This window comes from Leclercia adecarboxylata, from assembly GCF_006171285.1.
In the GTDB taxonomy this organism is placed as follows: domain Bacteria; phylum Pseudomonadota; class Gammaproteobacteria; order Enterobacterales; family Enterobacteriaceae; genus Enterobacter; species Enterobacter barmai.
Genome location: NZ_CP040894.1, coordinates 60,536 through 75,205, shown reverse-complemented (window position 1 = coordinate 75,205; position 14,670 = coordinate 60,536). Strand labels below are relative to the sequence as shown.

At 48.5% G+C, this 14,670-nt stretch carries 16 protein-coding genes; 5 read left to right on the top strand and 11 right to left on the bottom strand.

The genetic code is table 11. From position 1 onward, the window contains the following. The first annotated feature begins 25 nt into the window (after positions 1–25). Positions 26–1,030, top strand: a complete 1,005-nt coding sequence (locus FHN83_RS27455) for an IS110-like element IS4321 family transposase (RefSeq protein ID WP_000427623.1) — start codon at positions 26–28, stop codon at positions 1,028–1,030. A gap of 1,036 nt (positions 1,031–2,066) precedes the next feature. After that, positions 2,067–3,452 carry an RES domain-containing protein gene (locus FHN83_RS27445; RefSeq protein WP_139565670.1) on the top strand — a complete coding sequence of 462 codons (1,386 nt, stop codon included), beginning with the start codon at positions 2,067–2,069 and terminating at the stop codon, positions 3,450–3,452. Positions 3,453–3,527: 75 nt separating this feature from the next. On the opposite strand, the gene FHN83_RS27440 is transcribed toward FHN83_RS27445, so the two are convergent. The 3 genes from FHN83_RS27440 to vapB are packed head-to-tail and all read right to left on the bottom strand — an operon-like array spanning position 3,528 to position 4,939. Next, on the bottom strand, positions 3,528–4,271 hold the full coding sequence (locus tag FHN83_RS27440; protein WP_139565669.1) for a hypothetical protein: 744 nt from the start codon (positions 4,269–4,271) through the stop codon (positions 3,528–3,530). Positions 4,272–4,295: 24 nt separating this feature from the next. Further along, entirely contained in the window at positions 4,296–4,712 is a 417-nt protein-coding gene (locus FHN83_RS27435) for a type II toxin-antitoxin system VapC family toxin (protein ID WP_139565668.1), read from the bottom strand. After that, positions 4,709–4,939: a type II toxin-antitoxin system VapB family antitoxin gene (gene vapB / locus FHN83_RS27430; protein ID WP_139565667.1), complete on the bottom strand. Its 231-nt coding sequence runs from the start codon at positions 4,937–4,939 to the stop codon at positions 4,709–4,711. Before vapB ends, FHN83_RS27435 begins: the two co-directional genes overlap by 4 nt. A 230-nt stretch (positions 4,940–5,169) precedes the next feature. Here vapB and FHN83_RS27425 point away from each other — a divergent pair, with 230 nt between their 5' ends. Then, positions 5,170–5,430: a type II toxin-antitoxin system ParD family antitoxin gene (locus FHN83_RS27425; protein WP_139565666.1), complete on the top strand. Its 261-nt coding sequence runs from the start codon at positions 5,170–5,172 to the stop codon at positions 5,428–5,430. Next, on the top strand, positions 5,417–5,713 hold the full coding sequence (locus FHN83_RS27420) for a type II toxin-antitoxin system RelE/ParE family toxin (RefSeq protein WP_139565665.1): 297 nt from the start codon (positions 5,417–5,419) through the stop codon (positions 5,711–5,713). Before FHN83_RS27425 ends, FHN83_RS27420 begins: the two co-directional genes overlap by 14 nt. Before the next feature lie 233 nt (positions 5,714–5,946). Here FHN83_RS27420 and pcoE read toward each other — a convergent pair whose 3' ends face one another. The 7 genes from pcoE to pcoA all read right to left on the bottom strand — a co-directional run bounded on the left by pcoE (position 5,947) and on the right by pcoA (position 12,796). Then, positions 5,947–6,381 (bottom strand): copper resistance system metallochaperone PcoE, encoded by a 435-nt coding sequence (gene pcoE, locus FHN83_RS27415; RefSeq protein ID WP_004388336.1) that lies wholly within the window; start codon positions 6,379–6,381, stop codon positions 5,947–5,949. 215 nt (positions 6,382–6,596) lie between these two features. Beyond that, positions 6,597–7,997, bottom strand: coding sequence for a copper resistance membrane spanning protein PcoS (gene pcoS / locus FHN83_RS27410; protein WP_032638101.1), 1,401 nt, complete (start codon positions 7,995–7,997; stop codon positions 6,597–6,599). Beyond that, positions 7,994–8,674, bottom strand: coding sequence for a copper response regulator transcription factor PcoR (pcoR, locus tag FHN83_RS27405; RefSeq protein ID WP_001188930.1), 681 nt, complete (start codon positions 8,672–8,674; stop codon positions 7,994–7,996). Before pcoR ends, pcoS begins: the two co-directional genes overlap by 4 nt. A 54-nt stretch (positions 8,675–8,728) precedes the next feature. Then, positions 8,729–9,607 carry a copper resistance inner membrane protein PcoD gene (gene pcoD, locus FHN83_RS27400; RefSeq protein WP_229692861.1) on the bottom strand — a complete coding sequence of 293 codons (879 nt, stop codon included), beginning with the start codon at positions 9,605–9,607 and terminating at the stop codon, positions 8,729–8,731. Positions 9,608–9,662: 55 nt separating this feature from the next. Further along, the gene (gene pcoC / locus FHN83_RS27395; RefSeq protein WP_000025662.1) at positions 9,663–10,043 is read right to left on the bottom strand and encodes a copper resistance system metallochaperone PcoC; all 381 of its coding nucleotides are present in this window, start codon (positions 10,041–10,043) and stop codon (positions 9,663–9,665) included. Between the two features lie 39 nt (positions 10,044–10,082). Beyond that, the gene (gene pcoB, locus FHN83_RS27390) at positions 10,083–10,973 is read right to left on the bottom strand and encodes a copper resistance outer membrane transporter PcoB (protein WP_001378118.1); all 891 of its coding nucleotides are present in this window, start codon (positions 10,971–10,973) and stop codon (positions 10,083–10,085) included. Between the two features lie 5 nt (positions 10,974–10,978). Then, entirely contained in the window at positions 10,979–12,796 is a 1,818-nt protein-coding gene (gene pcoA / locus FHN83_RS27385) for a multicopper oxidase PcoA (protein WP_000925242.1), read from the bottom strand. A 234-nt stretch (positions 12,797–13,030) separates the two neighbouring features. Between pcoA and FHN83_RS27380 the strand changes: the two genes are divergently transcribed. Further along, a complete protein-coding gene (locus FHN83_RS27380) occupies positions 13,031–13,480 on the top strand; it encodes a copper resistance protein (RefSeq protein ID WP_001023257.1) in 450 nt (149 codons plus the stop codon). A gap of 324 nt (positions 13,481–13,804) precedes the next feature. On the opposite strand, the gene FHN83_RS27375 is transcribed toward FHN83_RS27380, so the two are convergent. Then, positions 13,805–14,502 (bottom strand): IS1 family transposase gene (locus FHN83_RS27375; protein ID WP_223289738.1). Its coding sequence is split into 2 segments (ribosomal slippage): positions 13,805–14,253 and positions 14,253–14,502, totalling 699 coding nucleotides; the frame shifts between segments, so codons are not numbered across the junction. Positions 14,503–14,670: the final 168 nt, after the last annotated feature.

Sequence of the window (14,670 nt, the reverse complement as noted above, 5' to 3'; positions counted from 1 at the left end):
ACAGGCTTTCATTCGGAGAACTATCATGGAAAACATTGCGCTCATTGGTATCGATCTGGGTAAAAACTCTTTCCATATTCATTGCCAGGATCGTCGCGGGAAGGCTGTTTACCGTAAAAAATTTACCCGGCCAAAGTTGATCGAATTTTTGGCGACATGCCCCGCTACAACCATCGCAATGGAAGCCTGTGGCGGTTCTCACTTTATGGCACGCAAGTTGGAAGAGTTGGGGCATTCCCCAAAGCTGATATCACCACAATTTGTCCGCCCGTTCGTTAAAAGCAATAAAAACGACTTTGTCGACGCCGAAGCTATTTGTGAAGCTGCATCGCGTCCGTCTATGCGTTTTGTGCAGCCCAGAACGGAATCTCAGCAGGCAATGCGGGCTCTGCATCGTGTCCGTGAATCCCTGGTTCAGGATAAGGTAAAAACAACCAATCAAATGCATGCTTTTCTGCTGGAATTTGGCATTAGCGTTCCCCGAGGAGCTGCCGTTATTAGCCGACTGAGTACCATTCTTGAGGATAATAGTTTGCCTCTTTACCTCAGCCAGTTATTGCTGAAATTACAACAGCATTATCACTATCTTGTTGAGCAGATTAAAGATTTGGAATCCCAGTTGAAACGAAAGTTGGACGAAGATGAGGTTGGACAGCGCTTGCTGAGCATTCCCTGCGTCGGAACACTGACAGCGAGTACTATTTCAACTGAGATTGGCGACGGGAAGCAGTACGCCAGCAGCCGTGACTTTGCGGCGGCAACAGGGCTTGTACCTCGGCAGTACAGCACGGGAGGTAGGACGACATTGCTGGGAATTAGTAAGCGAGGTAATAAAAAGATCCGAACTTTGTTGGTTCAATGTGCCAGGGTATTCATACAAAAACTGGAACACCAGTCTGGCAAATTGGCCGATTGGGTCAGGGATTTACTGTGCCGGAAAAGCAACTTTGTCGTCACTTGTGCTCTGGCAAATAAGCTGGCCAGAATAGCCTGGGCCCTAACGGCACGACAGCAAACTTATGTAGCATAACGGCAGAAATACACCGGTTTAAAGAATTACTGATCTGGTTTTGCGAATACTGATATTGATGATACTAACGGCCCACCGGCCTGTTGAGGAACCTGTAAAACGGAAAGGCTCATTGAAGCCGTATATTTTCTGGAGGTTCATCAGGCGCGGAACTCATCAAGGCGCGGGAATAAAATCCCATTCAGACGCCGGATAGATTCAAGCAAGCCAACTTGTCGTCAAAATCGGTGTTGCAAAAACGGGAGTGACCATAGATCCGTTTTCCAAGCGGACCCCTCTGATGTCGCCATGGCTGAGGATTGGCTCCTTTATGCCAGAAAAAGTGGCATCACTAACATGGGTTAAAAGTTACATCAGACTATTGGAGTTACACCATTGGTTCGCACAACATTATAAAAAAATCAATGCATTGGAGTTAAAGCTACCTGCCTAACCTCTTCGTTCAGCCCGGCCTGAAGCGCGACGTCCAGCTGGCGGTGCAAGGTAGGCGTCCGGTCCCCCGGCGCGGTAACGTTCATCGCACCCTCCTTTGGCGTGGCGCTTTCTTTGATCTGTATCCGGACCGCAATACCCGCATCGTGGCAGACCTGTAGCCAGGTTGCGATCTGTAGGGGCTCGCCAGGCGCGTCACCTGCCCGGCAATGCTCCACAGCTGCACGCAAGTGGTTACGTCGAGACGGATAAAGTAGTCGCCCCGACACGCCTGGTGTGGGCCACTGTCAAACTTCACCGGTCGATCTTCAGCCTCATCAGCCTAGCTACACAGGAATAGGGGCAGAACCCGGACCTCCATCGCGCGCTGCTCCGTCAAGACGCGCGCCTGTTCATCGTTCAGAAGCGGGGCGGCTAGCTGTATGTTTCCCGCCACACAACTCCGATTTCTGGCTTAATCGAATAACATCCGATATATTTATATAATCACCTGCAATCCTGATTTTTCTCTTTTTTTACATTAATCTATGAGCGGCCATCTGCTTGACATAATTGTGATTTACTGGAAAGTAACTGATAACAAAACATCAAAAATGGATTCATCATGTTGGAAGAAAAATTTATTTGCCATCATTGTGTTAATGATAATTATGTTAGTAAGCACATTAGAAGTAACGGCGATGTCACTCAGTCGTGCTCATACTGTCATCGGAGGCGTAAAAATATTCCTCTCGAAGATATCTTCAAAATGATGAATGAAGTATTCAATTATTACTATGATGTTTATGAAGATATGTATGGCACCGGACGTGGAGAGAGCGCACAGGAAGTCATTTGCGAAGAATTGGGTGTTGATTATGAGGTGGCTGAAGATATCTATTCCGGGCTTTGCGAGGAATTCAACGACTATTATGACTATCATGCAGGGGTATACAATGAAGATTTTTTATACCGATCTAAAGACTATTCTTCTGGAGAACTGGATGATACTTGGGGTACAGTCACAAAATCACTTCTTAAGGAGACGCGTTATTTTAACCGTGAGGTGAAGGAGTTTCTTGATTCACTATTTTATGATATCGACAAGCTGAAAACCAGAAACAGAGACTCTCCGATCAAAATACTGTCTGAAGAGAACTATTTATATCGTGCTCGGGTTTTTGAAGACCTTGAAGAGGTAAAACTAGCCCTCGCGCAGCCCGAAAAAAATTTCGGACCTCCTCCATCGTTGTTGGCACGCTCGGGTCGAATGAATGCGCAGGGTATCTCAGTCTTTTATGGCGCTACCTCCGTAGAAGTTGCCATTGCAGAGGTCAGACCGCCCGTGGGCAGCATTGTAATAACAGCCCCGTTTGTCCCGCTACGTAAGCTGAAGGTGCTGGATATTTCATCACTTGATTCGCTCAGTTTCGGCTCCGGGAGTAAATTTGATCCCCTCACCCGGCAAACCAGTGAGCGTGCCGTATTTTTCAGAACGCTTTCCCGCAAACTGACGCTTCCTGCTTTCGGAAAAAGATTGGATAGTGATTATTTGATCACTCAAGTAGTGGCTGATTATCTCGGTGATCGGAAAAAGTTTAACCTCGATGGTGTCAGCTTCAAATCAACGCAAGTTTACGCCGACGATGAGGACGTTGGCACCGGATATAATGTCGTTCTGTTTAATATGTCCTCCGGTGTACGATACTCTTCCGATTCATCACGGAGCTTTAATGTTGAGCTGTATGAATACGTTGATGATGATAGATATGCGTTCAGTCCGGATATTCAGCTGATTGTTGAGGAACCAAAAAAATCGCGGTCGCGGTACATGGGCTTATTCTCTTCTACGAACGACACTAGCGATACGCTGAGTATGAAAACTGACGGTATGGTCTACCATAAAATTACTGGCGTGAAGTTTAAAACCGATAAGACGGCTATCAATCAGGGTTCAAATATTGTCAAATCCACGCCTCATGAACCATTCGATGATATGTCGGATTTTTGATGCAGCCACCGAGTATCGCGGAAATAAGCTTTATCCACATGGAGCGCCCTTAATTAAGGGCGTCAAAGGTATGATTTATTGACCTAGTAGGTTGAGTGCTGATTGAATAGCAGCAGGCAGAGCGGATAATGCACCGGCCACGGTCACGACATTTGCTACATCCCCAAGCAGGGAGGAAATTCTGTCGCCAAATTGGCTTCCTGAACCTGATTTGATTTCTTGTTTGTACTTTGGATCAATGACGGCAAGCCCCAGTGTGGACTGAACTGCATCCATGATGGGTTCTATTCCTGAAATACTATAGGATTCCAGCGCTTCCTGAATCTGAAATAGCTGCCTGAGAAGCATAGTTTTCATCGTGAGAGGAAGTTTCGCACTGCGTATCTCGCTGCGAAGTTCTGTAATTCTTGCCAGCAGTGATTCGATTTCTTTTGAAGCAATGCCGGCATGAGCGCCCCGCGTTTCAAAAACATCGGATAACAGGCTCAGTTCGGACAGGGTTCTTTCATCTATATGATTTTTAAATGAATCCCAGCGTCCATTCAAAGTCTGTGAAGTAAATGCAATCTCGATCTGGCCTCTCCAGTAGTTAGATTTATTCCGGAGTGAAGAAAAATGGTCTTCCCTCACCTGCTCTATCCGCTCCGGAAGTTCCATGACTCGAGCCAGCCGGGAAAGTAACTGGTGCTCAGACAGATTCTGCGCCTGCAGCAGTACTTTCCAGACTTCGCGACAGGTAGCCGAAGCCTGATGATGTTTACCTTGTTCAAGAATTTCGAGCAGTCGCAGAGCTGGGTTGTCGATTTTCAGTTCACTCATACCTTAAGTCCTTTCACTTTTGTTTTATTTTACCCAGTCTTCAAGTAACAGGCCCGGCACCCGCTCAAACCCTATCACATTGTCCGTCACCAGAATGGCACCGGCGGTAATGGCATGCCCGGCGATCGCCGTGTCTTTCGGCCTGATCGGGGTGCCGGCGAGGCGCAGCGCCACCTTGATTCCTGTAGTCGCATCAACCGCGGGGCTGTCGCAGGGCAGAATGGCATCGAGGCGGGCGCAGAACGCGTCAACCAGCTCAGTGTGGCGCGGCGAGGCCTTCGGGCCGGTGGTGCCGAAGCGAATCTCGGAATAGGTAATGGCCGAGATCACGATGCGTTGGTTGCGCAGCACCGCCTGCTCCAGGCGCTTCAGGACGGCTTCCGGCTGCTCGCACATGATAAACGAGCAGATACAGGTGTCCAGTATATACGTTTTGTTCACAGGTCAAATCGTCCCTCATCGGTGACAACGTCCTCGCGCTCCGCCATAAAGTCCGGATCGGCTTTCTCGAGCTGCGCGAACGAGCCCCAGGTCGGCCGGACGGGACGCAGAATGATGCTGTCCCCTTCCCGGACGATCTCCAACTTGCTCACCCCCTCAAAATCCAGGCCGCGGGGCAGACGGATTGCACGGTTATTGCCGTTTTTAAAAATGGATACGGTTCTCATGATTTTCCTCCTAGCCAACCGGCCTTTATGCTTATGCAGATCCCCGGCATATGGATACGTCATACCTATCCGCTTTTCTCTCTTTTTTCGGTGAGATCCGAAAAAAGGCAAAAGTCGGATCCTCCGATTTTAAGCGAGAGGTCTTTTATGCAAATGCCGGAGATTGAAGGAGGAGGGGAAGTTGATATACTAATGTAAGAACAAATCTTACATTACAAGTTGGAGGCGATATGGCCCGTACGATGACGGTTGATGTTGGCGATGAGCTACGTGAGTTTATCGATTCCCTGGTCAAGGCAGGGGATTACCGCACCCAGAGTGAGGTCATGCGCGATGCACTACGTTTATTACGTGAGAAGCAGGCTCAATCCCGTCTGCAGGAATTACGCGATCTACTGGCCGAAGGGATTAGCAGCGGCGACGCGAAGCCATGGGACAAGGATGCTTTCCTGATGAATGTTAAAGCCAGGGCGGCAAATGAAAGAAATTGAGCTGACACCAAAAGCGGAAGAAGATCTGGAGGCTATCTGGGATTACAGTTTCAGACAATTCGGGGTTGTCCAGGCGGATGAGTATATCGGCCGGATAGCGGCAGTATTTGACGTGCTGGCAATGCACGAGATCGGAACACAGCGTGCAGAGCTTGGAGAGGATATCTTCTCGTTACCGGTGGAACAGCACATGCTTTATTTTGTGTCATCACATTCTGTGGTCACGATCATCCGTATTCTCAGCCAGTCTCAGGACTCTGCCAGGCATGATCCCTGGAGATAAACAACCACTGTCATGCTGACTTCTTTTTTTGTAAATAAAATCAATAGCTTAGTTCGTGTAATCTATCTTATGTTAAATTTAGTCCGTCGTTCATTTAGTTCATAACAGGCCGCAGACTACGATTAATCATACACAGACATAATCTTTCATTTGGTTTAAAAAAACGCTCCCGGACGGGAGCGTAAGCCAGTGACTTCGGCGTCAAATGAGGGTCTAACAAGTGGAGCTGCGGGTTAATTCTGGGTGATCTGGCTGCGATGCTTTTCAGCCTGCTGCTGATGAATAACGGAAGATTGACCATTATTCGCCTTCTCATGCACAACAGCGGCTTTCTCATGCTCGTTCATTTCGGAAAATGATTTTGCTGTTTCGTTAGAAGCTGCTGGCTTGGATTTCATCATTTTTTTATGCATTTCAGCCATGTCCTGATGGGCAGCAGAATTGCCGTTTTGCATCATTTCATGGGACATTGCGGCCTGATCGTGACCGCTCATATCCATCATTTTCATGCTCTCCCCCTGAACTGCACTTTTTTCAGCGGATGATTGCATCTGATGGGCAGGCGCCTGGGCATTATTTACCTGGTCATGCATGTTCATTGTCTCTGCAGCCCAGGCAGATGAAGCGACAGCCATCATGGCAATAAAGGATACAAGGATCTTTTTCATGGTTGGGTCTCCGGTGTTTTCATACCCGAACAATCAATGCTTATAACAGAGAAAGCATTTGATCTCAGGGCTGGTTGATCATCACGCCAGGAACCGGGCGATTGAATTATCACGCTGTCCTGATTTATGGCTGATTATAAAAAACCGCCTCTGTTTATCGCGTGACTGAACGATGACATTTTTGTCACCTTCCGGGTTTCTCCTGAATAACGGTATTAATCCATTAACAGACGCACACTGAACACAATTTCCCGCCCCTGCTGTTCTGCTGACAGCTCGCCGCCGTGAGCATGAATGATCGACCTTGTAATTGATAATCCCAGCCCCGCGCCTTCCGTGTTGTAGAACCTTGATGAGTCTGCGCGATAGAACCGGTCAAACAAACGTTCCAGATTAGCGGGAACCTGGCCGGACATCGTATTCGTAATCATCACGTTCACACAGTCACTGTCACGCTCAAGGTGTATCGCTGTACAGGTGTTATCGGGAGAATACTTGATTGCATTGGAAAGCAGGTTACTGAAAGCACGTCGGAGCATATCGCTGTCTCCGGCAACAACGCCCTCTCCTTCAACCGTGATTGTCTTTCCTGTTTCGTCTGCCAGGGGCTCGAACAACTCACGTAATTCATTCAGTTCGGCTGCCAGATCCACATCATGTTTATCCAGCCGCAGCAGACCATGCTCTGAACGTGCCAGAAAAAGCATGTCACTGGTCATTCGTGACAACCTTTTCAGTTCTTCCAGGTTAGCGAATAAAATTTCGCGGTAATGCGAAACATCCCTTTCCTTAGCCAGTGCAAACTGCGTCTGCATCATCAGATTACTGACTGGTGTGCGCAGCTCATGCGCGATGTCAGACGAGAAATCTGACAGTTTCCGGAATGCCCCCTCCAGGCGATCAAACATATTATTGAACTCCTGCATGGTCTCAGAGATTTCCGGCGGAGCCAGATCGGGATTTAGACGCTGATCCAGGCTGTGTACAGTCATGGAGGAAGCCAGACTGGTCATTTCCCGTAACGGTTTCAGACCAATACGTGTGGTCAGCCAGCCCAGAAAAACAGAAATAAAGACCAGACCGATATTGAACCAGAACAGCCAGGTACTGAGTTTGTCCATAAACAGGGTGTGATACCCAGTATCCGTGGCAACCGTAATGATGACATGTTTGCTTTTACCCTGTTCCGGCGTCATGGCAACCCGCCGCGAGATACTGCGGTACACGGTGTTATTTTCTTCCGTCTGGATCATATAGTCGAGAATATCACCCGACTTATTAAGCAGGACCGCTGGAACAACAGAATTTTTGGCATAGAGTTCAACAATTTTTTCATTTTCCATGTTTTTTATAGAAATGAATAAACCATTGTGCCCTACCATCGCATCGTTTATTTTTTCTGATAATGACTTAATATCCGTTTTGTTCCGGAACGTCTCTGTTTTAAGAAACTCTTCGGTGAGCTGAAGTTTACCTGTCAGAAAATCGCGGTCCTGATTATCGAAATAGCCATTAAGGGTGCTAATCAGGATAAAACTTGATAACCACCATACCGTAAGCATCACCGCAGAAAAAATCAGGCTCAGGCGTGTGGTCAGGGAAATTTTGAACCTCACTCTTCTCTGATCTCCAGGACATATCCGGCACCGCGAACGGTATGGATCAGTTTTGGCTCAAAGTCATCATCAATTTTACTTCTCAGACGTCTCACGGCGACATCAATCACATTCGTATCACTGTCAAAATTCATGTTCCAGACCAGGGACGAGATAAGACTCCTGGGTAACACTTCTCCGGTGCGTTGCAGCAGCAACTCAAGCAGAACGTATTCTTTACCGGTGAGATGGATCTTCTTCCCCGAACGGATCACGGTCCGGCGCACCATATCAACGGTCATATCGGCGATGGTGCAGACTGTTGCGGCCTGCGAGCGTGCCCGGCGCAGCAGGGTTCTTACACGTGCAACCAGCTCCGTAAAATCAAAGGGCTTAATCAGGTAGTCATCTGCGCCAAGCTCCAGTCCTTTCACTTTGTCCCGCACGTTGTCCTTTGCGGTTAAAAACAGGACCGGTTCTTCGTGCCCGGACTCCCTCAGTGCGCTGATGATTTGCCACCCGTCGAGGAAAGGCAGCATCACGTCCAGTATTATCAAATCATACTGTCCCTTCGACGCGGCCCCGAGACCATCGCGGCCATTATTAAAGAGATCGGCCTGATAGCCTTCCTCAACCAGTCCCTGCTGCAGGTAACGACCTGTTTTTTGTTCGTCTTCAACGATTAAAATACGCTGCATGGTCAACTCGCTGATATGAAAGTAAAAATCTCACGCATGAGCTTTGGCTGTCCCCTAGCTGACCTGAGACGGAGCAAGCATTCCGAGCCACGCTACGGCGCCCAGAATGATAATCGCAACAACGAATTCTGTCAGGATGCTGTTTCGCATCAGGGCAACGCTGCGATCATAATTCCCTTCCCTGACCATAACTTCAAGCCGGGGACCCAGGTGAAACCGGTTTGCTGCAGCCAGAAGAAGCATCAGAACAAACAGAGCCGTCTTGGCAAGCAATATCCTCCCCCAGGAACTGTTGAATAAGGGAGTTAAGTTACCCTCAGCAATATACAGATAGTTGACCAGCGCACTCAGGATCAGGGCTACAACAATCACCGTTCCTGCCGTGGCAAATTTTGCCAGGGAGTCAGATATCACAATGACGCTCTGTGCATTATGCTCGTTTCTGCGCATCAGCAGGATAGCAAATGCAACCAGAGCACCTGTCCAGGCACCTGCAGCGCCGAGATGGGTCAGATCGCTCAGTAAATGGAGATAGTAATGCAGACCGTCATGCATAACGGCGTGTCCTCCCCAGGCAAGTGTAGCCAGCGCCACGCCCCCACTCATCGTCATCAGCAGGCAGGACAATACTCTCTTATTAGTGTAAAGGAACAAAGCACCGAGTGTGGTAAACAGGGCACAGAGCCTGACAATCCAGCTAATACCCACATCAGTTTCTTCTATCACCATCTCGATAACATGGATGGATAATTCTCTGAGGTCAGTTACTCCACTCATGGCATTAGATACCAGGAGCATATTAATGCCAGTAAGAATGATGCCTGTAACAACAGCAAAGGTTATAAACGACCTGAAATTAGTCAGGTTATAGGTTTCATGTCTGACACCACTTATTCCATATATCTGAAAAAATGGCAATCCAAATATTACCATCAAATCCAGATAAAGAAGAAAACGAATAACAATCATAATCAGGTCGTTCATAATATTACTTCACTGTAAAGGTGTAATTACCGGTAATAGGGTGCGTATCTGAAGAAACCGCGCGCCAGTCAACACGATAAGTGCCAGCGGGTAAAGGCTCTCGCGGAATAATGACCATCGATTTAGGGTCAGCGCCTGGCGCCACTTTTGCCGCGACCGGCATCGGAGAATGTGATGACATGCCTTTCATACCCGTCATCGTTAATTTTGCACCTGAGAATTTCACGGTCAGATTTTCCGAGAAATTAAGCTGAATCTTTTCCGGGGCCGCTACGGCTGAATCAGCCTGTGGCACAGAGCTTTTTAATTCCGGATGGGCCATAGCAGAGAAAGCAACGCCCATAACGAGGCCACCTGTAAGAATGGCTTTATTTAAAATCGACATTTTATTTACCTGTTTAGTTGAGTGTTTTATATCAGTGCGTTAAAACCAGATTCTGGCTCCCGCCAGGAATACTACCTGATGGTCTTTCTCACCTTCTCTTTTCGCCATATCGGATGTTTTCCCGTAAAGTTGATTCCAGGAAACGCCTATATAGGGTGCAAACTCACGGCGTATTTCATAGCGCAGCCGGAGCCCCAGCTCTGTGTCAGTCAGTCCCCTGCCGCGACCCCGCGATTCATCATCCTGACTGTAGAAATTCACCTCATAGGATGGCTGGAGTATGAGCCGGTTAGTCAGTAAAACGTCGTATTCTCCTCCCAGACGAAGGGCTGCTTTTCCGCCATTACTGACAAAACCCGTAATTTCAGACTCAAAATTATAGAGTGCCAGCCCCTGAAAACCGACAGCAGCCCAGGTCCGGGCAGAAGCAGGTCTGAAATCCTGCCTGACACCCGCAACCAAATCCCACCATGGGCCAACCGCATGTCCCCAGAGTAACTGCGCTTCAGCCGCCTCCGTTTCCCCATTGCTTCGTTCACCTTCACTCTTTAGCCAAATCCGATCTGTGTCGCCTCCAATCCAGCTGTTAACACTCCAGCTGAAATTGTTGGTGTTATCCGACCGTTGCCATTCCAGTTGATCCAGCAGAACCAGATAATTAATCGCACTGTCGTGAATCGCATGCCCCTGTAAATTGCCGAATGCAGCCTTCCGGTCGGCATCGGTAACAGGCGGAATTGGCGTTCTGCTCTCAGTTACAATGGGCTCCATTGACGTCATCTCAGTGAAATTCTCATCTGCTGGCATCTGCATGGCAGACATGTCGTGCCCGGCGTGGGGATCTGCAGAGACGGAGCCCGCCGCAATAGAAAGCTGTGAGGTAAACAAACCGGCGACCAGAACAGGTATGGCCTTCAAATTTCTCTTCATTCGCATCATTCCTCCACCCGGACTTCACGAAACATTCCCATTTCCATGTGATAGAGCAAATGGCAGTGATACGCCCAGCGGCCAAGCGCATCTGCTGTCACTCTGTAACTGCGTTTTGTACCAGGGGGAACATCTATTGTGTGTTTACGAACCATGAAATTACCGTTTTCATCTTCCAGATCGCTCCACATACCATGCAGGTGAATGGGGTGAGTCATCATGGTATCGTTGATCAGCGTGATCCTGAGCCGCTCACCGTATTTCAGCAGCACCGGTGCGGCATCTGAAAACTTGATTCCGTTAAATGACCAGGCAAACTTTTCCATGTGGCCGGTTAAATGCAGTTCTATGGTACGGCCAGGTTCACGTCCGTCAGGATCCTCAAAGCGGCTTTTCAAATCCGCGTACGTGAGAACCTTTCTTCCGTTATTTCGAAGACCAATACCCGGATCATTTAATTTCGGAGAGACGCTCATCGCCTGCATATCAACCAGTGGGTTATCCGTTTCTGACGCAGGATGACTTTGCATACCCGGCATTCCGGCCATCCGGGAATGATCCATACCGGCCATGCTGCTGTGATCCATGGGCGCGGAGGATGTCCCGCTATCCGGAAGGTCAGCACCGTCCATAGACATCATCTCTCCGCTGTTATCCATGCCTCCCATCTGGCTGTGGTCCATTCCTGCCATATCATGTCCCATTCCCCCCATACCCATATCTTCCATGGTCAACAGAGGACGGGGATCGAGGGGGGGAACGGCAGCACTTAACCCCTCTCTCGTGGCCAGTGTCCCTCGAGCGTAACCGGTCCTGTCCATGGATTGTGCGAAGATGGTATAGGCCTCACCCTGAGGCTCCACAATGACATCATAGGTTTCGGCAACGGCAATCCTGAATTCGTCAACGGTAACCGGGTTTACATACTGGCCATCTGCAGCCACGACCGTCATTTTCAGCCCGGGGATACGGATATCGAAATAGGTCATTGCCGAGCCGTTGATAAACCGTAAGCGTATCTTTTCACCGGGACGGAACAGTCCGGTCCAGTTTTTCAGCGGGGCCTGCCCGTTCATGAGATAGGTGTAGGTGTAGCCACTGACATCCGCGAGGTCAGTCGGATTCATTTTCATTTCAGCCCACATTTTCCGATCGGCAATGGTGGCTGACAGCCCCCTGGTATTCACGTCGCGGAAAAAAGAGCCAACGGTTGGTTTATTGAAATTGTAGTAATCCGACTGTTTTTTTAATTTTTTCAGCAGGCTGTGAGGATTTTCATCGGTCCAGTCAGACAACATGACCACATGCTCACGATCGTAAGCAAACGGTTCTGGCTCCCTGGCATCGATGATAATGGCACCGTATACCCCCTCCTGTTCCTGCAGACCGGAATGGCTGTGGTACCAGTAAGTCCCGTTCTGCTTAACCTTAAAGGTGTAAACGTAGGTATCATCAGGCTCTATGCCCATAAAACTCAGCCCCGGAACACCATCCATATTGGCCGGAAGAATAATGCCGTGCCAGTGAATGGACGTCTGTTCATTAAGACGGTTTTTGACCTTCAGGGTAATGGTGTCACCTTCTTTCCAGCGAAGAACGGGCCCCGGCAGGCCTCCATTGATTGTTTTGGCCTGACGCTCACTGCCCGTGATATTGACGGCCGTTTCACCAATGGTCAGGTCAAACTGAGTACCCTGCAGGGATGCGGCAACTGGCAGGCTCAGACTGGAACGCGCATTGAAACTCCATACGCCAAGACTTCCGGCTACGCCAGAGAGGGTTAACCCCTTCAGGAAAGTTCGTCGAGACGTTTTCAACAGCATGCGCATTCCCTTATTTAAAGTATGGTTACTGACAGAATTCGAGAACCGATTTAAATTAAATTACTGGTTCATCCACTTACAATGAAATGAATCTAGCACACCTTAAGAAACAAATTCATTACAATCGTGTAATGTACATAGCTGTATTACATTTACGTCATCTTCCCCACAGGTTGATTATTTTTATATATGATCATAAGGACATCTTTTATGTACCTCAGAAGGTAATTACACATGAATATATTAATCACGACCACTGCGTTTACAGCTTTATTTTGTGGGGCAGCTTTTGCTCAGTCCAGTGATATTGCCCATGAAGCACATCGATTTGTTAATAATGCCTCAGCCGTCAGTCATGTGAATTCCTCGACGCATGAAAACTTACCGGACAGGGTTAATAAAAACAACACGCCCTCATTCTCTGAAATGAATGAACATGAAAGGGCCATTGTTGCTCATTCATTTATGAACAACAGCGCGTCCTATGCGCATCAGAAAATGATTGAGGAACATAAAAAAATGCTGTCCGGCAGTGATGCAAATTCAAAGACCTCGTCTTCTTCTTTTAACGAACTGAATGCCGGAGAAAAAGCCGCTCTCGTGCATGAGCAGGTCAATAATGCCGGTGCGGAAGCACATCAGACGCAGGCAAGAAAGCTTCGCGGGCTGTATTCGACCAGGTAACTGCAGGCGGGTTAGTGCTTAGCGTCAGGTGCGCAGCAGGGCTTTACTGACGGGTTACGTAGCAGGACATGAGCCCCATATTGCTCTGCCGTAACCTGTTTCAGTCCCGTTAATCATCACCGTCGGGCTGGTCATACAGTTCCCAGAGCTTCAGGAGCAAACGGGAAACAAGATATGTTACAAAAATGACGACCATCAACGGTGCTCCCGATTAACTGACAGATGACACGCCTCCTGAAAACCCCTAGCATACGCCGCAGTGTTCATGCTAACGGCGAATTCCAGTAAATGTATTCTACCGATGTCGTAGGTAATGACTCCAACTTACTGATAGTGTTTTATGTTCAGATAATGCCCGATGACCTTGTCATGCAGCTCCACCGATTTTGAGAACGACAGTGACTTCCGTCCAAGCCTTGCCAGATGTTGTCTCAGATTCAGGTTATGTCGCTCAATGCGCTGAGTGTAACGCTTGCTGATAACGTGCAGCTTTCCCTTCAGGCGTGATTCATACAGCGGCCAGCCATCCGTCATCCATACCACGACCTCAAAGGCCGACAGCAGGCTCAGAAGACGCTCCAGTGTGGCCAGAGTGCGTTCACCGAAGACGTGCGCCACAACCGTCCTCCGTATCCTGTCATACGCGTAAAACAGCCAGCGCTGACGTGATTTAGCACCGACGTAGCCCCACTGTTCGTCCATTTCAGCGCAGACAATCACATCACTGCCCGGTTGTATGCGCCAGGTTACCGACTGCGGCCTGAGTTTTTTAAGTGACGTAAAACCGTGTTGAGGCCAACGCCCATAATGCGTGCACTGGCGCGACATCCGACGCCATTCATGGCCATATCAATGATTTTCTGGTGCGTACCGGGCTGAGAGGCGGTGTAAGTGAACTGTAGTTGCCATGTTTTACGGCAATGAGAGCAGAGATAGCGCTGATGTCCGGCAGTGCTTTTGCCGTTACGCACCACGCCTTCAGTAGCGGAGCAGGAAGGACATCTGATGGAAATGGAAGCCACGCAAGCACCTTAAAATCACCATCATACACTAAATCAGTAAGTTGGCAGCATTACCGCTCGCTCCTTGGTCTTGAGTTCAGGTCTAAATCTTGTGAGTGAAAATTAAACACTCATACGTCCACCCAGTTTTATTTACTGTGTTGTTAGCCAATATATTGGATACTATGC